Below are 17,982 nucleotides of genomic sequence, written 5' to 3' on the forward strand. Positions count from 1 at the left end.
CTCGACGCCGCCAACTACTTCGACGGCCGACTACCCGAAGCCTTCGCCGGATACCCCCGACACCTCACCCGCTACCCCGTGCAATACCCCACCGCATGCAGCCCACAGGCTTGGTCAACAGGTGCCCCTCTGTTGTTGCTGCGGGCCATGCTCGGCATGGAACCGCGCGGAGATCACCTGCTGACCAGGCCGGCGGTGCCCAGTAAGGTCGGCCGGATCGAACTGCGCCGCATACCCGGGCGCTGGCGGCGGGCCGACGTCTTCGGCCGCGGCCGGTTCGGCTAACTGCTTCGTCCCGAAAAGGGACTCCCTTCTTCAGGGCGAAGGAGCCAGGGCGGGTCCTGCCGATCTGCAGGGCGTGCGCGGCTATGTCTTGGTCGGCGAGGTGTTCCTCGGCGCCACCGCGAACCGCCGCCGCATTGCGGTGATGCGGGCTGGATCGGCGTCGTAGGCGGCGAAGCGCCGCCCGCCACCTGTGCGGCATCACTCCCGCGGGCAGCGCCCGCCGTCGTCACGGGGTTCTTCCGCGCATGCCCGCTATCGCGAAGTCCACAAGCCGGTCAGCCTGCTGCGCCGAGCCATTCTCCCGCAACCAGGCGGCGGCGTTCATCAGCGCGAAGACGTCCTGCCCGCGCACCTCGGGCCTGATCGCGCCCGCCGCCCGCGCCTGCCCGACCAGCCGCTCCCCGATCTCCACCATGCGTACGCAGCTGGCGTGCAACTCTGACGCCTCGTCGTCGGCGCCGCCGACGAGCTCGGCGGCCAGCCCTTGGTAGGCCGCGGCGTGTTCGACGACGGCGCGGATCCAGCGTTCCAGGGCGCGGTCGGCGCCGCGGGCGGACTGGGCGATGAGCTCCTCGCCCAGCGCGAACAACGCCTCGTTGCGTTCCCGCAATAGCGCCCCGAGCAGCGCCCGCCGGTTCGGGAAGTGCCCGTAAAGCGTGCCGACGGCGACTCCCGCGTCGCGAGCGACACCCTCCAGCGATGCGTTGACGCCCCGCACCCGGAACGCGGTCTCCGCCGCTGCCAACAGCCGCTCGTAGTTGCGCAGCGAGTCGGCGCGTGGCCGCCGCTTGCGCTCCGGGGTGGTGGTCATGACATCCGCCTTGCTATGTCGAGGGTGCCTCGGGTTATATTTCGAGGGTCCCTCAGTTTACTTTCCTCCGATGGGAGCGTCCATGATCCTGGTGACCGGCGCGACCGGCTCGATCGGCCGCTACCTCGTACGCCTTCTGCAGCAACAGCACGCGCCGTTCCGCGCAATGGTCCGTGACGCCGCCGGCGCCGAAGACCTCGAATGCGACATCGTTGTGGCCGACTACGACGACCCCGACTCGGTCGCCGCCGCCCTGCACGGCGTGGACCGGCTCTTCCTCAATGGCGGTGGCGCGATCCCGGTCGACGGCCCGCAGCCGATGGTGCGCCAGCAGATCGCCGCGATCGACGCTGCCGTCGAGGCCGGAGTGCAGTCGATCGTGAAGGTCTCCGTCTGGGGCGCCAAACCCGGTGGCAAGCTCGCCGAAGGCGCGCACTGGGAGATCGAGCAGCACCTCACATCAGCCCCGATCGGCTGGTCTCTGCTGCAACCCAGCGGCTTCATGCAGAACTTCCGCACCGGCGCCGGAGCGTTCACCGACAACGGCGAACTGATCGGCCTGGCCGGCGACTGGCGAGTCTCCTACATCGACTGTCATGACATCGCCGCGTGTGCCGCCGCACTGCTCACCGGGCCGGCCCGGGCCAATGGCACCTACATCCTCACCGGACCCGAGGCGCTCACCCATGCACAGATCGCCGCGAAACTGTCCGTCGGGCTTCTCGAGTTGACCCCCGCTGAGATGACCGCCCGGCTGACCAGCCTCGGGCTGCCCGGCAACTTCGCCGCCGACGTCGTCGGCCTGTGGAGCGAAGTCGCCGAAGGATCACTCGCCGCTGTGACGTCGGCGGTACGCGACCTGACCGGCCAGCCACCGCGTACCTTCGACGAGTTCCTCATCGCGTCGTCCTAGGCCGTAGGGGCGATCCCCTAGCGGTCGGGAAGCAGCGGGTCCGTCAGGAGGTGGAGAGAGGCGTGGGGCGGTGGCGACGCGAGTCGTACGGCCAGCGCGACCGCCGGACGATGCCGCAGGGGTGACGGTTGCCTACCGTCCTGGATGTGGAAGAACGTGTTGGTGGCGTGGCGGTGCCTCGCCGGCGTGTCCGGTCGGGTTGGCGGCGTGCGTTGCTGCGGACTGCCGCTGGTCTGGTAGTGGTCTTCGCGGTGGTCAGCGGCTCTGGTTGGACCTACGAGACGCTGTCGAGGCAGGGTGACGGTCAGCGGCATCCGGCGCCGGGTCGGTTGATCGACATCGGGGGGCGCCGGCTGCACCTGAACTGCACCGGGTCGACCGGCAGTGCGCCGACCGTGGTGTTCGAAGCAGGGCTCGGCGAGTCGTCCACGACGTGGGCGACGGTGCAACAGATGCTGACCGACGCCTCGGCGACCGTCCGGGTCCGGGCGTGCAGCTATGACCGCGGCGGCTATGCGTGGAGCGACCCGGGGCCGGGTCGGCGCGACGCCGGCCGGCTGGCCGAAGAGTTGCACACACTCCTGACCAACGCGGGCGAACATGGGCCGTACGTCCTGGTCGGTCATTCGCTGGGTGGGTTCGTGGTGCGTCTGTTCGCTGACCGTTGGTCTGGCGAGACCGCGGGTCTGGTGCTGGTGGACGTCACCGACGAGCGCGAGACCGGGACGTTGAAGGCGAGCGTCCCTGTTATCCGTGCGCAGATGGCAGCCTTCCGGTTCGCCGCGCGGATCGGTGTGGTGCGCCTGGCCCCGGGGATCGCCGCGAGTGCGGGCGCGCCGCGGGCGGTACGTGAGCATGCGGCGGTCGCGTATCGGAGCACCAGCATGGCAGCTGCCGCCAGCGAGGCCGAGGCGTCTGTGGACAGCGCCCGTCTGGTGCAGTCAACGGTACGTCCTGGAGCCTGGCAGGACCGGCCGGTGGTCGTGATCTCCGCGGCCGGGCAGCCGCGCCAGGTGGTCGAACATCACGCCCAATTGGCCGCCCTGTCCAGCCGAGGCCGACACATCATCGCCGACACGGCCGACCACTACGTCCATTACGGCCAGCCGCAGCTGGTTGTGGACGCGGCGCGACGAGTCGCCTCCGGTGCTGCTCTGTGAACGACCGTCGGCCGCGCAGATCGGCAGGCATCACAAGGCGTCAGCGGACAACAATCCTGGCCGGCGGTCACGGGGCAGGCGCGGGGCCCAGGGCGGCCATGCGTAGCGCCCGGCGCCAACGGCGCGGTCGACGACAACGACGTGGCCCGCGCCGCAGCCGATCTGCGCGCCGGCGACGTTGTCGTTTGGCAGCTAGAAGTACCGCTACCGACGGTTCGGGCGTTGGCGGCCGCAACCCGCGCAGCCGGGGCGCGACTGGTGTGCAACGCGGCCCCCGCCGCCACGCTCGACGCCGACGTGCTCGCCGCGCTCGACGTACTCGTAATCAACGAGACCGAGGCGCGGGTGGTGCTCGGCGCCGTCGTCCGCACGCCGACCGGCGCCGCTGCGGCTGCCTGCCGAGCCGGCTGCGCCGTCGTGGTGACTCTCGGCGCCGACGGCGCGGTTTACGCCGACTCGGACGGCCGGTCCGGCCACTGCCCCGCGCCGATCGTCGACGCCGTCGACACGGTGGGGGCGGGGGATGCCTTCGTCGGTGCACTCGCGGTCGCTCTCGCCGCCGGCGCCTGCCTCCCTGACGCGGTCGCCGCGGGCGTGGCCGCCGGCTCGCACGCCGTCACCCAGGTCGGCGCGCGGACCGCACCACACGCGGCCGCGGCGTACCTGCCCGCCGCGTCGAGCACGGAACGCAGCTGACGCTGCCCGACCACGAGGTGCCGCGGCTCCTGCTACACCCCCGGGCTCACCGAGCGGGCAGGATCGTCAGACGTTGGAGACGCGCGAGCAGCGTCGGGCTTGGGTATTTCGAGTCGGCCACCTTGTCCATCAGTACTGCGGTGTAGTGGGAGTACAGCTCGGGTGGGAGGCCGCGTTCGATGGTGTCGAGCATCGCCGGACTGGGGTATCGGTCGCTATCGACCTTGTCGATGAGCTCTCCGTAGAAGTCGAGTTGGCTCTGCCGCATGTCGGACAGGAGGTTCTGCAGCCCCTGCCACTGCCGATCGTTGTGGTCCTGTTCTTCCTTCGGTCGGCCTTGCACCGTCGTATCGCCCTGACCCTGGGTCATGATTGCCTTCCTCACCTGCGTGTCCGGGGTCGTCCAGCGGACTTCGGATGTCGTCGTCCGCCGCATCGGTAGGTACTGGGTACCCGGAAAAGGGCCGGGTACGCGCCGGGCGGCGGGAATGTCCGACGATCGACCGGTTGCCGGTCCGGCACCAACGTGGACACCCGGGTTTTCGTCGGCCCTCCCGCTGGGTAGGGGCTAGTTCATGACGGCAGATGCACAGGTTCAAGAGGACCGTGCCCGTGGTCAGTCTGATGGCGACGGTGCCCACGGACGTCCCGGTCGCGATCACGACTCCCGCGGTGATCATCGTGAGGGTCGGTCCGAGACGGATGGCACGCGGGAGCGGTCCCGTGGTGATGACGGTGACCGGCAGGGTGTTGGCTCCGGTCGCCGCGGCCTGGTGGACGTCGCCCGGGCTGCCGTGGGTGAGTTCGTGGAGTTGACCGGGCTGACGCCGGAGAGATTGAGCGGGGCACGACCGGAGAAGGACGGCTGGTCCTTCCTCCTCGACGTCACCGAACTGGATCGGATTCCCCCGAGCAGCAGCGTTATGGCGACCTACCGGGTGGACGTCGACCAGGAGGGCCACGTCATCCAGTACGAGAGGCTGCGGCGGTTCCATCGCAGCGCCACGGATCAGACATGACCGGGAATCTGGCGGCACCTCGGTCGCGATACGCGCAGCCCGCTTCGGACTCGCTGGCGGATGTCCTGGAGCGGGTCTTGGACCGTGGCGTGGTCATCGTCGGCGACATCGTGGTGGGTGTGCTCGACATCGAGCTGCTGACGTTGAAGGTTCGGCTACTCGTCGCGTCCGCTGACACGGCACGACAGATGGGCATCGACTGGTGGCTGCATGATCCCTTCCTCAACTCGCGGGCCGCGCAGGTCGAGGCCGACAAGAAGGCCACGGCGAGAGCAGGTCAACGGAAGGTCGAAGCCACTCCCCAGGCGGAGGGAGAAGGGGTTGGAGCGCAGCCGGCGTCCGCAGCGGCGTTGGGCAGCGGACGCGCTGGTGGGGACGGGCTCATCGATCAGTTGCGGGCGGAGAATGAGGCACTCCGCGAGCGTTTGAGCGAGATCGAGCGGCGCATGCGGACCGGGAGCTCGGAGTGACCGCGAACCAGGGCATCTACCTGTATGCCGTCGTGCCCGCGGAGGCCGCGCTGCCCACCATGGCGGGCATCTGCGACGAACCGACCCAGCTCCTCTCCGGATCGGGTCTGGGCATGCTGACCAGCGAGGTGTCCGCCGAGAGCTTCGCGGCAATCAACGACGAGTCCGGCGATGCGGCACTGCTCGGCGAACTCGCTCGGCGGCATGACGCCGTGGTACGGGCCGCCGCGGACGCCGCCGGTGCCGCGCTACCGCTGCGGCTGGGCACGGTGGTGACCGAGCATCGGGCGCTACTTGATCTGCTGGCTGTCCGCGGCGAACACTTGCGCCGGTTGTTGGCAAAGGTCGCCGGCTGTGACGAGTTCGGCGTGCGCGTTACCGGCGGTACCAGCACCGCGGCAGGCAGCCACGACTCCATTGACAGCGAATTGAGTACTCCGGCCCCCGCGGGTAGCCCCGCCGGGAGCGCCGACGACGCTGAGGAGCGGTCCGCGAGCATCGGGGTCGGCCTGGCCTACCTTCGGCAGCGACGCGAGTCGTTGCAAAGCGTGCAGCGACGCAGGGAGGCCTCGGCCATGCTGGCTGCCGACGTGGACGCGGCACTGCGTGAGCAAGCCGTTGACGCCGTCACCGGTCGGGGCGGAAACATCCTGGACCGGACGTACCTGGTGCGCCGCGACCGGCGGTCGAAGTTCATCGAGGTTGTCGACCAATGCGGCGACCGGCTGGCCACCGAGGGTTACACCCTCAGCGTCAATGGGCCGTGGCCGCCGTACTCATTCTCGGTGACCAACCTCAAGACGGCTGACCGTGGCTGAGCGGCGTGAGCTGAGCACCCGGCTCACCGGCACGAACGACCTGGTCGAGCTGCTCGACCGGATCGTTGATCGCGGTGCTGTGGTCAGCGGTGATGTGGTGATCGCACTGGCCGGAATCGATCTCATCCGGTTGGACCTCAACCTGCTGCTCATCGCGGCTCAGCGGCTCGACGACTTCCAAGCTGGACTCGACGAGCCCGAACAGTGGGGAGTAAGTGGCCGCGAACCGGGCAATGCCTGAATGGACAACCAGGAAGGAGGCTCGCGGATGACGCCGTCGCGGAATGATTCGCCGCTTCGGGTGAACATCGACCCGGAGCAGGCCGGCGCGGGCCTCGGCCGCCTCGTCGTCGTGCTGCTGGACGTGGTCCGGCAGCTGCTGGAGCGCCAGGCGTTGCGCCGGGTGGACGAGGGTGGTCTGACCCCGGAGCAGGTGGAGCGGTTGGGGCAGGCGTTGCTGGCCTTGGACCGGCGCTTCGTTGAGTTGCGGGAGATCTTCCAGGACTCGCCGACCAGTGGCGAATTCGAAACCGCCGACCCGGAAGACCGCACGGCGCAGGGGGATCGTCAGTCGGAACGACGAAACGACCGGACGGACCTCGACCAGTTGCTGGCCTTTGCGAGAACCGACAGGACGAGCTGACCGGCAGCGAACACAGCGATTGAGGAGAAGCGACAACGATGACCATGATGACCACCGGAGCGAACCGCGCTCCCCGCCCAAGCAGTCTGGCCGACGTACTGGACCTGGTCCTGGACAAGGGAATCGTGATCGACGCGTACGTACGCGTCTCGTTGGTAGGGATCGAATTACTGACCATCGACGCCAGGATCGTGATCGCCAGCGTGGACACCTACCTACGCTTCGCCGAGGCGGTCAACCGCCTCGACCTTCAACCCGAGGGACAAGTCACCGGCCTGCCCGGGATGATCCAGGGGATGACCGAGGGAGGCGCCCGCTCCAAGACCCGCGGCGCGCTTGGCGGTCTCAAGGACACCTTGGGCGAGATCAAGGACTCCGTACACGGCGACCGGGACGATCAGGAAGGTGAGGGAGACGAGGGTTCGGGGCGCCGGCGGCGCAAGCTCCCGATCGGACGCCAGACTGGCAGTGACAGGGAGAGCTGATCGTGCTGGTCGTATACGGATTGGTCCGCCCTGCGCATCCGTTGCCCGAGAGTGTCACCGGTATCGGGACGCCGGCCGGCCGGGTCCGGTTGGTGGGTACCGAACAGGTCGCCGCGGCGGTGAGCGAGATCGGCGACCAGGCCCTGCGCGACGCCGACGCGGTCGACTACCTCGACGTCTTGCGGGCCCTGATCGAGGGTGGACCGGTCCTGCCGGTTCGGTTCGGGACGCTCGCCCCCGACGACGACGCGGTGCGATCGGAAATCCTGGCGCCGCTCGGCGAGCGGGCCGCCTCGCGGCTTGATCAACTGGACGGCCTCGTCGAGATGCGACTGAAGATCAAAGCCGATGAGGATGCCGAGCTGCGCAACCTGCTCGCCTCGTCGCCGACATTGCGCCAGCTGGTCGGGCAGTCCCGGGCAGGCGCGGCGGATCTCAATGCGCAGATCAGCGTCGGTGAGCAGGTGAACCATGGACTGGCCGAGCGGCGTGCGGCACTCGACGCTCAGGTGGCCAGCCGGCTGGCGCCGCTGACCGTTGACCACGGCTCGCGCACCGCAGACGACGTCACGCTCCTCACTCATTACTACCTGGTCCGTGCTGACGACCTCGAACAGTTCGACGCAGCCGTTCAGGAACTGCGCGACGATCTCGGTGAGCGCTACACCGTCGAGTACGTGGGTCCGCTGCCACCGCTCGACTTCGCCGAGAGTGCGGACGACGTGCCCCCGATACCCGCGAGCGGAACCGCGTCCAGCCGCTGGGGATGGTGAGAAGCGTCAGGGAAGAGCGGTGCCGTGAACAACGGTGAAGCTCAGCACCGCTGTCGCCAGCGGGTACCCGCCGGGCGGTTTCCCTGCCGAGTCCTGACTGATCCACCGCGGGCCGGAACAGCGACCGGTTCGGTCATAGGCGCTGCCTATGACGGTGGTCTGGGAATGATCTCTACCGGGGAGCGCCGCGCGGGCGAAGCCTGGAATGGTGATCGTTCTTGCTGAGCCGCCCACCCGCCGTCGCGTACCCGTCCAGGCCGCCGGGCTCGGCGCGGCGGTGTTGCTGGGACTCGCCGCGACGGTTGCCGGCACGCTGGTCCCCGTGGTCGGTGCGCCCGTCTTCGCCGTTGTCGTCGGGGTCTTCCTGAGCCCGCTGGCCCGGCACCGGTCCGAGGCGATGGCGCCGGGGCTGAGCATCGCCAAGGGCCTGGTGCTCCAGTTGTCAGTCGTGTTTCTCGGGGCTCAACTGTCGCTCGACGAGGTGCTGTCGGTGAGCGCGGCGTCATTGCCGGTCATGCTGGGCACGCTCGGGGTGTGCCTGCTGCTGGCCTGGTCGGTGGGCCGGCGGCTCGGCGTTCCCCGCGATCTGCGCACGCTGATCGGCGTCGGCACCGGTATCTGCGGCGCCTCCGCCATCGCGGCCGCGACACCGGCGATCCGGGCGAAGAGTAACGACGTGGCGTACGCGATTTCCACGATCTTCCTCTTCAACGTGGCCGCCGTCCTGGTCTTTCCCCCGCTCGGGCACGCGCTGGGGTTGGACGCGCACGCGTTCGGGCTCTTCGCGGGCACCGCCATCAACGACACCAGTTCGGTGGTGGCCGCCGCGGGCGCCTACGGCCAGGACGCCACCGGATACGCAGTCGTCGTCAAGCTCGCCCGTACCCTGATGATCATTCCGGTCGTCCTCGTCCTCACCACCCTGACCCGCCGCCGCGCCGACCTGCCGGAGACGTCGAAGGCCCGGCTCGCGGCCTCTCTGGTGCCCTGGTTCCTGGTCGCATTCCTTGCCGTGGCCGCGCTGAACACCGGTGGGCTCATTCCCGCCGCCGCCCAGGCCGCTCTGCACCAGGTGGCGCTGCTGTTCATCGCGATCGCCCTCGCCGCCGTCGGCCTCTCCACCGACGTGGCCGCCCTCCGCCGCGCCGGCGCCCGGCCGCTGCTGCTCGGCCTGATCCTCTGGGCCGCGGTCAGCTCGACCAGCTTGGGTCTGCAATACCTGCTGGCCCGATGACGAGGCCCGGGACGGGCCGAACACCCAAGCACCTGTGACAGACTGCGCGGGATGCCACTACCGCCCTGGATAAGCGACCTGCCGGCGCTCGATCTGCTGCTGTCCGTCGCCGAGACGGGGAGCGTCGGGCGCGCGGCGCAGGCGCACGGGATCACCCAGCCCAGCGCCAGCGCGCGGCTTGCGAAGCTGGAACGCCGGCTCGGCGTACCGCTGCTGGTGCGTTCGCGGCGCGGGAGCCTTCTCACGCCCGCCGGCGAGGCGGTCGTCGCCTGGTCGCGCAACGTCATCGACGCCGCGCAGAGCCTCGCCGACGGAGTTCTGACGCTGCGCGCCGACCGGCAGGCGCGGCTGCGTATCTCGGCGAGCCTCACCGTGGCCGAGTACCTGCTGCCAGCCTGGCTGCTGAGCCTGCGCCGCACCCATCCCGAGCTGGACATTTCGGCCGACGTAGCGAACAGTCACGGCGTCGTCGAGGCCGTCCGCTCGGGCGCGGCGGACCTTGGGTTCGTCGAGTCACCCGACATCCCCGCAGACCTGAGTGCCCGCATCGTGGGCGACGACCGGCTCGCCCTGGTCGTCGCCGCCAGCTATCCGCTCGCCGCGCACGCCTGGCGCGCACTGCGGCCGACCGACCTCGCCGATCAGCCACTGCTGCTGCGTGAACCGGGCTCCGGCACCCGCGACACGTTCCTGAACGCGGTCGAGCACGCCCTCGGCTTCGCGCCGTCGCTGCCGCACGCCATCAGCCTCGGCTCGACCACCACGATCCTTTCCACGGTCCGCGCGGGTGGTGGCATCGGTGTGATCAGCGCACGCGCAGCCGCACCCGCCGTCGCAGCGGGAGAACTGGTCGAGCTTCGGGTCGAGGGCCTCCCGCTGACCCGTCCGCTGCACGCGCTGTGGCTGGGCCGTACCCCGACCGCCCTCGCAGCGGAACTCTTGGCAATCGCCGCTGCTCCCTCCGCAGGGCGATAGCAGTTCCGGTGAATCTCCCGCCAGGATGGCTTGCCTTGGCGGACCCCACCGGACGAGGTCGGGCATAACGGGCGATGCGTGGGAAACCCGCCCTCAGCGCCTTCGCCATCACCTCCGACGGCCCATCGCACCCGGACGGAGCGGCACCAGGGGCTGCGGGACTACGCTAGCCCAATCTGCTTCATGAAGGTGGTGAGGTCGTAGAAGAGGTTCTCTTCGGCGATCTTCCCGTCGACCCATCGGGCCACGGTGCAAAAGTCGACGTCGAACGATTTGCCGGTGGGCGGGATCTCGTTACCGTCCGGGCCGGTCATGGGGCCGGTCATGGTGCCGGTGAAGCGCGCGATCGAGCACGTCCAGTCACCTGAGGCGAACAGGACCTTGTATGGCCGGTTGCCTAGCCGCTGATCCGGAAACGCCTTGAAGAACTCCCTCGCCTCGGCCTCGTGGTTGTGCTGACCATGCGTCTCCGGCTTGCCGGGCCACCGCACCACGACGTCCTCGTGATGCCGACTGTTGAATGTGTCGATGTCCTGGGCGTTCCACGCGTCGTCGAGGGTCTGCATCAGTTCCATGTTCTGCTGCTCGTTGCCCACCGCCGTGACCTCCTGCTGTTGATCCGCCGTTCAACGGTGAGCCTAGGGCGGTGCGATGGCCACCCGACCGCGTTTGTCGACTTCCATGCTGGCTCAGCGAAGTCAGCCAGCCCCGGCATGTGGCCCGCCGCCCACGCTCGACCCGTCCTGGATCCTCGACCCCGGCGCCCTCGTCGGTCCGCCGGCTGACTTGGGCCGGCCCCGCGACCCTGACTTGGGGGTGCTCGGGTGGTTCCCGGGCCGGTTCGGGCGTGCGGAGCCGACGGCCGCCTCACCAGACGGTCAGTGGAGACGGGCCCGCAGGTCGGCGATCCGATCCGCCGCGGCGATGAAGCCGGCGCCGTCGAGCCGGCCCTCGGTCTGGGCGTTGACCAGGGCGGCGGTGGCGGCTTCGCCCTGGCTGACGTCACGGGCGGAGCACAGGATGAGGTCCATGCCGGCGGTTGCGGCGGCGACCGCGCGCTGGCCGGTGGTGCCGTAGGGGGCCAGCGCACCGGCTTCCAGGGCGTCGGTGACGGTCACCCCGGTGAACCCGAGGCGGTCGCGCAGTTCCTGCCTGACCACTGTCGGCGACAGGCCGGCTGGGCGGTTCGGGTCCAGCGCCGGGTAGCTGGCCCAGGACACCATGACGAGGTCGACGCCGATGGCGACGGCGGCGGAGTACGGGAACTCGTCGGTGCCGCGCAACGTGGCCAGCGACTGGGGCAGGGTGACCGTCCGGGTGTCTGTGTTCTGGGCCGTTGCCGCCCATCCCAGTCCGGGGAAGTGCTTGGCGGTGGCGGCCACGCCGGTGCGCTGCTGGGCGGTGATGAACGCCCGCCCCAAAGCCGCGACGGTGCCGGGGTTCGCGCTGTAGGAGCGCTGATACTGGTCGATGAAGTTGCCCGCAGTGGAGTAGACGTCGAGAACCGGGGCGAGGTTGACATTCATGCCCACTGCGGCGAGGGTGCGGCCGGCTCCGGTGCCCGCCGCGGCCGCCGCGGCCACCGGATCGGCGGACTGGCCGATCCGCTTCTCTGACAGCGCAGGCGCCCCCGGCAGCCGCCGGATCAGGCCACCCTCCTGGTCGACCATCAGCAGCAGCGGCACGTGGACCGGGCTTTGCGCCTGGGCGCGTCGCAGCTGGGCGGTCACCGAGCTGATCTGGGCGGTGCTGGCGATGTTCTCCCCGAAGAAGATCACCCCGGCGGCCTCACCGGCGCGGATGATCCTCAACAGGCTCGCCGGTGGTGTCAATCCGGGGTAGGAGTAGATGATTCGCTGCCCGGCCAGTTGCCACCTGGTCAGGCCGGCCGACCTGGTCGGCGCCGGCACGGACGGTACCGGCGCGGATGACGTGCCCGGGGCCTGCGTGGGCAGCTGCGCGGTGGATGTGGACGACGATGCCACCCGCCCGCCACCCGACCCACCAGGCGCGGGCCAGATTGAGCGGGTCGTATCAGGGGCGGACGGCCCGGGCGTGGGGGTGTGTGAGGCCTGGCAGGCGACCATGACAAGGCCGAGCGTCCCGGCCGCCAGAACGGTGCGAACCTTCGCCGGTGGGTACATGGCCACCTCCGCCTAGCACGATCCCGGCGCGCCTGACGGACCCGACGATCAGTCGACGGTGACCGATCCGCGGTGTCCCGATCTCATCCGGTGGCGACGATGAACGTGCATCCGCTCCGGCGGCGATCGCCAGCGCTGCGCCTGCCGGTATGGGTGCCGCCCTGTGTCACCGGACCCCGTGCGGCGGCTCTATCCATAAACAGTATGTGCGGGAAATCCGTCGGTGACCAGTCGCCCACATCATCGCCCGACGCGACCATTGAGCTGAGCCTTCTCCCGGCCCCGCTCTTTGCCGATGCTGGGCGCCCACAGCCCCGGGCTGCCGCGCTGGGCGCGGCGTTGGCCAGTCCAACCAAGCGATCGCGGCCCGGCTCGGGATCAGCCCCAAGGCGGTGCAGAACCACGTCTCCAACGTGCTGCTCAAACTCGGCGTCGCGGACCGGGCCCAGGCCGTAGCCCGCACCCGAGACGCCAACGTCCACCGCCGGACCTGAAGGCACGTCGAGTTTCGTCGTCACTTGGCGGTGAGCTTGGCGAGGTCTGGGGCGTAGACGGTCATCCAGTGCGCGTGCAGCCGGTAGAAGACCACGTCGTTGTCCCAGTCGAAGGCGCTTTCGCCGTAGAAGTCCTTCAGGTACGTGAGCAGGTCTGGCCAGTCCGCGGCAGGCTCGCTGTCCTGAGGGTTGAGGATCTCCACCGTACCGTGCGTGAACACGCCCAAGTCCTCGCCACGCATGTGCGCGACGCTGGCGGCCGGACGGGCGGCGAGGTGGCGGGCCTTGGCGGCGCTGCGCGCCGTCCCGAAATGCCACTTGCCGTGTAGGAAATGCCCGTCCACGCCGCTGATCCGCGGCTCGCCCTTCGCCGTCACGGTGGACAGGGCAAGCGTGCACATGCCGGTGAGCACCTGGGTGAGCTGCTCCGCGGTCAGGGTGCGCTCAGCGATGATCGAGCGGAGATGCGAGGTGGAGCGGGACAGGGAGGAGTCCAGGAGGCCCTGGAGCCCGTTGAGATCATCCGGCGTTTCGCGCATCGAGATCCTTATCTATCCGTAAGGCCGGTTCACGTCCAGCACGACGCCGACCGGTGAAACCATGTTCGATCAGAAACCTGACGCCTTGTGTCGTACTTCTTCAACTAGCAATGATCAATCGCGGGACGTCTCAACGCACCTGGCCGCAGCGGCGGGCGCGCCCGAGCAAGCCGGGGGATTGGCTTTCCGTCGCCGCAGCAAAAGATGCGCGTATGGCAACCAAACTTCTTGATGTCTCGATGGAAAGAACCTAGGTTCGGGTGAGCACTTGTCATGTAGCGCCCCCGGGAGGCCCCGAGACCTCGCGGGGAACGAGAGGCCGATGCAGACGGACAGCCGACGAGCGAAACCGGCAGCGCCGCCTCGATCGGTGAGACAAGGAGGTTCAGCGTGGGTAGCAGGAAACGTTTCCTCGCGGGTACGGCGCTCCTCGCCGCCGCGGTCCTGAGCGGCGGTTTCGCGGCGGCGCCGGCCACCGCATCGCTATCGTCGTGCGTCGCACCGGACAGCCGGCCAACCGTCCGCTTTCTCGACTACGACAGCGGCGTGGCGAACCGGACCGTCGACGGCGGCTGTTCGATCAACGACCTGATCGACGACGAGCGTGCCTGGGCCAACCACGGCGGGTTCGTGGCGCACGTGACGCACATCGCGCGCGGTCTGGCCGGCGCCGACGTGATCACCACAGCGGAGGCCGCCACGCTGACCGAAGCCGCGGCGCACTCCGACGTGGGTAGAACGACAGGCTACGTCAGCCTGTTCGACGGAACGACCGAGTCGTACGCGAACTGGGGCTACGTCGGCGGCCGGGGGTTCGCGCTGCGCGACGACGGGTCGATGGTGACGACCAACGCGCCCACGGGCGGCGGCCTCGGCATGCTCTGGTACCGGGCCGCCCAGTTCGGCGACTTCTCACTGCGCCTGCAGTTCCGCGACGAGCGGGGCGGCGACGCGAACGCGCGATCGAACAGCGGCGTCCTCGTGCGGTTCCCCGGCGTCGACCCGGCCGCCAGCCCCCAGTGCAAGACGAGCGATCCGGCATGGGTTGCCGTGAACTGCGGCCACGAGATCCAGATCAACGACTCGCCGGAGATCGGCAGCAACGACCCGCGGAAGACCGGATCCGTGTACGGGTTCGCCGACCTGAACCTCGCCCAAGCCCGCTCGACGGATAAGGGGATCTGGAACGACCTCGAGATCCGGGTCGTCGGCCAGCACTACACCGTGATCCGTAACGGCGTGGTGATCAACGAGTTCGACAACGTGCCCGGCCTGCCCTTCCCGGGCCGTCCGACCGACCCGGGCACCAGTGGGCGGCAGTACGCGCAGGGCTACGTCGGCCTGCAGAACCACGACGGCGGCTCGGTCATCGCCTTCCGCAACATACGGGTGCGGGATCTCGGCTGATCCTGGCCCGGTGCCTGCTTGTGGCAGCGGTGATCCGCCGGGCCAACCTGCTCGGCGGATCACCGCGGCGTACGCACCGGATGGGGGTCATCTCGGTGCGAATGGGCCCCGGACCGGTCCGGGGCGCGGTTCCAGGGAGGGCTCGACGCTAGTGGTCGTGGCCGCAGGAGATCCGGGCCCGTTCGAGCTCCTCCGGGGTGTTCCACCAGTACGCGGCCGTGCTGGCGTGTGCGGGCACGCGCTGCTTGACCTTGCCCTTGGGTGCTGATGCCGCCGGTGGCGGCTGATTGGTCGTCGTGGAGGTCGGGTAGGGGGCGATCAGGCCTGCGACGGTGTGGTGCCGTCCACCCACGACGACCGCGGTGACGTTCGCGGCGTCCTCAATCCGAGTCAGCGGGTCGCCGTCGACGATGGCCAGGTCCGCCAGCATGCCCTTGCCGATTCGACCGATTGGCTGCCCGAGGAAATCCCCCGACGTCGACGTTGCGCTGGTCAGGGTCTCCAGCGGCGTGAGGCCGTACTTCACCATCGCGCGCATGTTCATGTGCAGGCTGATGGCCAGGTGATCGATCGGGGCGTCGGTCCCGGCGGTGACGACGCCGCCACCACGGACCATCGCGACCAGTTGCGCGACTTGGTTGGCAAGGTTCTGCCGGTTGACGGTCTGGTCCGTCGTCTGCGCAGAGCTGACCGACGCCTGCAGTTTCTCCATTCGCCAGTTCGGGTAGAGTCGCCGGACTCGTTCGTCGGTGACGAGGGAGATGTCCTCCCGGTACAGGGTCGACGATACGAACAGGGTTGGCGTGCGGGCCATCTTCGACGCGTTGAACATGGCGATGACGTCGGAGTACGCCGATCCGACGTTCGTGACGGTCCGGGAGTAGCCGAACCGGTTCGTGGCGCCGACGTGCTCGGTTCCGTCGCCGCCCATTGCGATCGCCGGGTAATGGTAGTGCGACGTGACCGGCTTGCCCTGCCGGTGTGCCCACTGGATGACCTCCTTGTGCCACACGACCGGTAGCCGTACGTAGCACTTCATCAGGTCGTAGTCGAGCTTGGCCGCCCGTTCCAGCTCGAGCGCCAGTTGGGCGTGGGTGAATGTCGGGCGCATGAAGTTGTAGTAGATGCGAGGCCCGTCCACGGCCTCGCCGGTGGCCAGATAGCGCGGCGCCAGTCGGGCGCCGGACTGGACCGATTCGCGTTCCTCGACCATGTGGTAGGCCGGGGAGCCGGGTGAGCGGGTCGTGGTGATGCCGAGCGCGAGCCACAGCGGCCCCTGCCGCGACCCGTACGCGTAGCCCTGCATCTCGCGGTGGTGGTGGATGTCGATCAGTCCGGGCATGACGAACCGGTCGCTGGCGTCGACGAGGCTGCCGCTGCGGCCCTCGCGGTGCGGCTCGACCGCAACGATCCGCTGGCCTCGCACGATGATGTCGACATCGCGGGCCACTGTCGCGGACGACCCGTCCCACATCCGGCCTGCGTGGATCACGACCTGGTCGGGGCCGGGGTCGTTGCGCCAGCGCAGCTGGACCGGGATCGTCCGGCCGGCCCCGCCGTCGACACGGACCGTCTTCAGCTGGCCACCGGACAGGTACAGGAGCGTGGAAGAGCCGCCCGTCCAGACGGGTGCGTCGGACAGTTCGCTCGTGACCTGGCGTGCCGGCCCGGTCGGGTGTCCGCTCCGGTCGACCGGGAGCACCCAGATCAACGATTCCATCGCGAATGCGAGCATCGTCCCGTCCGGGGACCAGACGGGCCCGTCGTCACCGCGGGTCTGCAGCGACCTGTGCGGGGCGGGGTCGACGTACCTGCCGGCGCCCGTGGCACGGTCGACCACGAGGATCTTCGACAGACCCTCCCGGTAGCGGCGCGAGTAGGGCACGACGGCCGCCAGGGCGATCATCTTCCCGTCCGGGGACCACGTGGGCCGGCCCGGCTCGAACGTCGCGCCGAAGACCTGCTGCACGTCGCCGGTGGACACGTTCAATACCCACAGACCGCCATCCTGGTCGAGATAGGCGATCTCCTCACCGCTTGGCGACCACCGCACCGACAGGGCCGCGGACTCGGTCAGGTAGGTCAGCTGCCGGTCGACCCCGAAGCTCAGGTCCCGGACCCAGATGTTCAAGGTGCCGGTTCGGTCGCTGACATAGGCCAGCTGCTTACCGTCCGGCGAGAAGTCCGGGTCGGCCTTCCACCAGCGGTTCCCGAACAGGGGTACCGGCTTCTCCCCGAGCCGCATCAGGTAGATGTCGTTCAGGGCGCGGAACGCGACCATGGTCCCGTCCGGGGACACCGCCGGGGAACCGATGCCAATGACAGGGAAGGTGCCGGGTGCGTCGAACACCCGGGTGGTCTTGCGGTACTTCGCGACCGTGGCGGTCAGCGCTGCGGTGAATCCGACGGTCCCGGCGGTGGCCGAGCCGAGGCGACGCGTGCGGATCTTGCCGGCCGAGCTGTAGTGGTACCGGCCGTCGGCCGTGAACCTGGCCTGGAATGGGAACACCTCCTCACCGGTGACCAGGGTGCCTGCCGTCGAGGCCAGTTCGTTGCGGCCCGCATTGAGCAGGTGGTAGGCGATGTCGGTTCCGTTCGCCAGGAACGACGGCTGGTGGATCACCTGGCCGGCCGGCACCACGACCGCCGTGGTGCGGGCACCGGTGGCGACCTCGGCGACATCGATGCGGGTGTCCGCTACGACGAATGCGATGCGAGATCCGTCCGGTGACCAAGCCGGCTCGTACTCCTCGGCCGCAGTCTCGGCCAGGGCTCGGGTGGAGCCTGTGGCGAGGTCGAGCACATGGATGCCGTACGAGCCGCCCTGGTCGGACGAGTAGGCGATGCGACGCCCGTCGGGGCTGTACCTCGGTTCGCGGTGGTCGAACGGGCCCTTCGTCAGTTGGGTGATGCCTGACCCGTCGGGGCGGATTGCCCACAGGTTGAACACTCCATCCCGGTACGACTGGAACACGATCGTGGATCCATCGGGCGACCAGTCCGGCTGAGCGATGTCGTACAGGTCGGACGTCAGGCGGCGCGCGGTGCCGCCCGAGGCGGAGACGACCCACAGCACGCCGAGCATGTCGAACGCGAGCATGCGCCCGTCTGGAGAC

At 69.2% G+C, this 17,982-nt stretch carries 19 protein-coding genes and 2 pseudogenes; 15 read left to right on the forward strand and 6 right to left on the reverse strand.

The features are described from left to right. A pseudogene (locus tag ABZ783_RS34885) lies at positions 1–285 on the forward strand (amylo-alpha-1,6-glucosidase); the annotation flags it as partial. A gap of 226 nt (positions 286–511) precedes the next feature. On the opposite strand, the gene ABZ783_RS34890 reads toward ABZ783_RS34885, so the two are convergent. Further along, entirely contained in the window at positions 512–1,096 is a 585-nt protein-coding gene (locus ABZ783_RS34890; RefSeq protein ID WP_357446581.1) for a TetR family transcriptional regulator, read from the reverse strand. Here ABZ783_RS34890 and ABZ783_RS34895 point away from each other — a divergent pair. The 3 genes from ABZ783_RS34895 to ABZ783_RS34905 all read left to right on the forward strand — a co-directional run bounded on the left by ABZ783_RS34895 (position 1,095) and on the right by ABZ783_RS34905 (position 3,865). Next, positions 1,095–2,009, forward strand: coding sequence for an SDR family oxidoreductase (locus ABZ783_RS34895; RefSeq protein WP_357446584.1), 915 nt, complete (start codon positions 1,095–1,097; stop codon positions 2,007–2,009). The genes ABZ783_RS34890 and ABZ783_RS34895 overlap by 2 nt on opposite strands. Before the next feature lie 239 nt (positions 2,010–2,248). Further along, positions 2,249–3,169 (forward strand): alpha/beta hydrolase, encoded by a 921-nt coding sequence (locus tag ABZ783_RS34900; RefSeq protein WP_357446587.1) that lies wholly within the window; start codon positions 2,249–2,251, stop codon positions 3,167–3,169. A gap of 141 nt (positions 3,170–3,310) precedes the next feature. After that, positions 3,311–3,865, forward strand: a complete 555-nt coding sequence (locus tag ABZ783_RS34905; protein WP_357446590.1) for a PfkB family carbohydrate kinase — start codon at positions 3,311–3,313, stop codon at positions 3,863–3,865. 46 nt (positions 3,866–3,911) lie between these two features. Here ABZ783_RS34905 and ABZ783_RS34910 read toward each other — a convergent pair whose 3' ends face one another. Then, a complete protein-coding gene (locus tag ABZ783_RS34910) occupies positions 3,912–4,235 on the reverse strand; it encodes a hypothetical protein (RefSeq protein ID WP_357446593.1) in 324 nt (107 codons plus the stop codon). A gap of 205 nt (positions 4,236–4,440) precedes the next feature. Here ABZ783_RS34910 and gvpO point away from each other — a divergent pair, with 205 nt between their 5' ends. The 9 genes from gvpO (at position 4,441) to ABZ783_RS34955 (ending at position 10,282) form a co-directional block, all read left to right on the forward strand. Continuing rightward, positions 4,441–4,884, forward strand: coding sequence for a gas vesicle protein GvpO (gvpO, locus tag ABZ783_RS34915; protein ID WP_357446596.1), 444 nt, complete (start codon positions 4,441–4,443; stop codon positions 4,882–4,884). After that, entirely contained in the window at positions 4,881–5,354 is a 474-nt protein-coding gene (gvpJ, locus tag ABZ783_RS34920; RefSeq protein WP_357446599.1) for a gas vesicle protein GvpJ, read from the forward strand. The genes gvpO and gvpJ (ABZ783_RS34920) overlap by 4 nt, the downstream gene beginning before the upstream one ends. Then, positions 5,351–6,172: a GvpL/GvpF family gas vesicle protein gene (locus tag ABZ783_RS34925; protein WP_357446602.1), complete on the forward strand. Its 822-nt coding sequence runs from the start codon at positions 5,351–5,353 to the stop codon at positions 6,170–6,172. The genes gvpJ (ABZ783_RS34920) and ABZ783_RS34925 overlap by 4 nt, the downstream gene beginning before the upstream one ends. Next, positions 6,165–6,413: a gas vesicle protein GvpJ gene (gene gvpJ / locus ABZ783_RS34930; RefSeq protein WP_357446605.1), complete on the forward strand. Its 249-nt coding sequence runs from the start codon at positions 6,165–6,167 to the stop codon at positions 6,411–6,413. Before ABZ783_RS34925 ends, gvpJ (ABZ783_RS34930) begins: the two co-directional genes overlap by 8 nt. A gap of 27 nt (positions 6,414–6,440) precedes the next feature. Beyond that, entirely contained in the window at positions 6,441–6,815 is a 375-nt protein-coding gene (gene gvpK / locus ABZ783_RS34935) for a gas vesicle protein GvpK (RefSeq protein WP_357446608.1), read from the forward strand. Between the two features lie 47 nt (positions 6,816–6,862). Beyond that, positions 6,863–7,300, forward strand: a complete 438-nt coding sequence (locus ABZ783_RS34940) for a gas vesicle structural protein GvpA (protein WP_357446692.1) — start codon at positions 6,863–6,865, stop codon at positions 7,298–7,300. A gap of 2 nt (positions 7,301–7,302) precedes the next feature. After that, positions 7,303–8,073, forward strand: coding sequence for a GvpL/GvpF family gas vesicle protein (locus tag ABZ783_RS34945; RefSeq protein WP_357446611.1), 771 nt, complete (start codon positions 7,303–7,305; stop codon positions 8,071–8,073). A gap of 208 nt (positions 8,074–8,281) precedes the next feature. Continuing rightward, positions 8,282–9,307 (forward strand): putative sulfate exporter family transporter, encoded by a 1,026-nt coding sequence (locus tag ABZ783_RS34950; RefSeq protein WP_357446614.1) that lies wholly within the window; start codon positions 8,282–8,284, stop codon positions 9,305–9,307. A gap of 51 nt (positions 9,308–9,358) precedes the next feature. Then, positions 9,359–10,282 (forward strand): LysR substrate-binding domain-containing protein, encoded by a 924-nt coding sequence (locus tag ABZ783_RS34955; RefSeq protein ID WP_357446617.1) that lies wholly within the window; start codon positions 9,359–9,361, stop codon positions 10,280–10,282. A gap of 161 nt (positions 10,283–10,443) precedes the next feature. Here ABZ783_RS34955 and ABZ783_RS34960 read toward each other — a convergent pair whose 3' ends face one another. Together ABZ783_RS34960 and ABZ783_RS34965 are read right to left on the reverse strand one after the other, a co-directional pair. After that, the gene (locus tag ABZ783_RS34960) at positions 10,444–10,878 is read right to left on the reverse strand and encodes an ester cyclase (protein WP_357446620.1); all 435 of its coding nucleotides are present in this window, start codon (positions 10,876–10,878) and stop codon (positions 10,444–10,446) included. A gap of 282 nt (positions 10,879–11,160) precedes the next feature. Next, positions 11,161–12,192, reverse strand: coding sequence for a glycoside hydrolase family 3 N-terminal domain-containing protein (locus ABZ783_RS34965; protein ID WP_357446623.1), 1,032 nt, complete (start codon positions 12,190–12,192; stop codon positions 11,161–11,163). 587 nt (positions 12,193–12,779) lie between these two features. On the opposite strand from ABZ783_RS34965, the pseudogene ABZ783_RS34970 reads away from it, so the two are divergent. Next, positions 12,780–12,920: pseudogene (locus ABZ783_RS34970) on the forward strand (LuxR C-terminal-related transcriptional regulator); the annotation flags it as partial. A 20-nt stretch (positions 12,921–12,940) separates the two neighbouring features. Here ABZ783_RS34970 and ABZ783_RS34975 read toward each other — a convergent pair. Further along, the gene (locus tag ABZ783_RS34975; RefSeq protein WP_357446626.1) at positions 12,941–13,459 is read right to left on the reverse strand and encodes a pyridoxamine 5'-phosphate oxidase family protein; all 519 of its coding nucleotides are present in this window, start codon (positions 13,457–13,459) and stop codon (positions 12,941–12,943) included. A gap of 390 nt (positions 13,460–13,849) precedes the next feature. On the opposite strand from ABZ783_RS34975, the gene ABZ783_RS34980 reads away from it, so the two are divergent. Continuing rightward, complete coding sequence (locus ABZ783_RS34980) at positions 13,850–14,866, forward strand: DUF1080 domain-containing protein (protein WP_357446629.1); 1,017 nt, start codon at positions 13,850–13,852, stop codon at positions 14,864–14,866. 148 nt (positions 14,867–15,014) lie between these two features. Here the strand turns inward: ABZ783_RS34980 and ABZ783_RS34985 are convergent, their stop codons facing one another. Further along, a complete protein-coding gene (locus ABZ783_RS34985) occupies positions 15,015–17,966 on the reverse strand; it encodes an amidohydrolase family protein (protein ID WP_357446632.1) in 2,952 nt (983 codons plus the stop codon). Positions 17,967–17,982 lie beyond the last annotated feature (16 nt).

The organism is Micromonospora sp. NPDC047738 (assembly GCF_040642675.1).
Classification (GTDB): domain Bacteria; phylum Actinomycetota; class Actinomycetes; order Mycobacteriales; family Micromonosporaceae; genus Micromonospora.

Coding starts and splice junctions, on each gene's coding strand:
- ABZ783_RS34895 (WP_357446584.1), top strand. CDS start 1,095: ATGACATCCGCCTTGCTATGTCGAGGGTGCCTCGGGTTATATTTCGAG.
- ABZ783_RS34890 (WP_357446581.1), bottom strand. CDS start 1,096: ATGACCACCACCCCGGAGCGCAAGCGGCGGCCACGCGCCGACTCGCTG.
- ABZ783_RS34910 (WP_357446593.1), bottom strand. CDS start 4,235: ATGACCCAGGGTCAGGGCGATACGACGGTGCAAGGCCGACCGAAGGAA.
- gvpO (WP_357446596.1), top strand. CDS start 4,441: ATGACGGCAGATGCACAGGTTCAAGAGGACCGTGCCCGTGGTCAGTCT.
- gvpJ (WP_357446599.1), top strand. CDS start 4,881: ATGACCGGGAATCTGGCGGCACCTCGGTCGCGATACGCGCAGCCCGCT.
- gvpK (WP_357446608.1), top strand. CDS start 6,441: ATGACGCCGTCGCGGAATGATTCGCCGCTTCGGGTGAACATCGACCCG.
- ABZ783_RS34940 (WP_357446692.1), top strand. CDS start 6,863: ATGACCACCGGAGCGAACCGCGCTCCCCGCCCAAGCAGTCTGGCCGAC.
- ABZ783_RS34955 (WP_357446617.1), top strand. CDS start 9,359: ATGCCACTACCGCCCTGGATAAGCGACCTGCCGGCGCTCGATCTGCTG.
- ABZ783_RS34975 (WP_357446626.1), bottom strand. CDS start 13,459: ATGCGCGAAACGCCGGATGATCTCAACGGGCTCCAGGGCCTCCTGGAC.
- ABZ783_RS34985 (WP_357446632.1), bottom strand. CDS start 17,966: ATGCTCGCGTTCGACATGCTCGGCGTGCTGTGGGTCGTCTCCGCCTCG.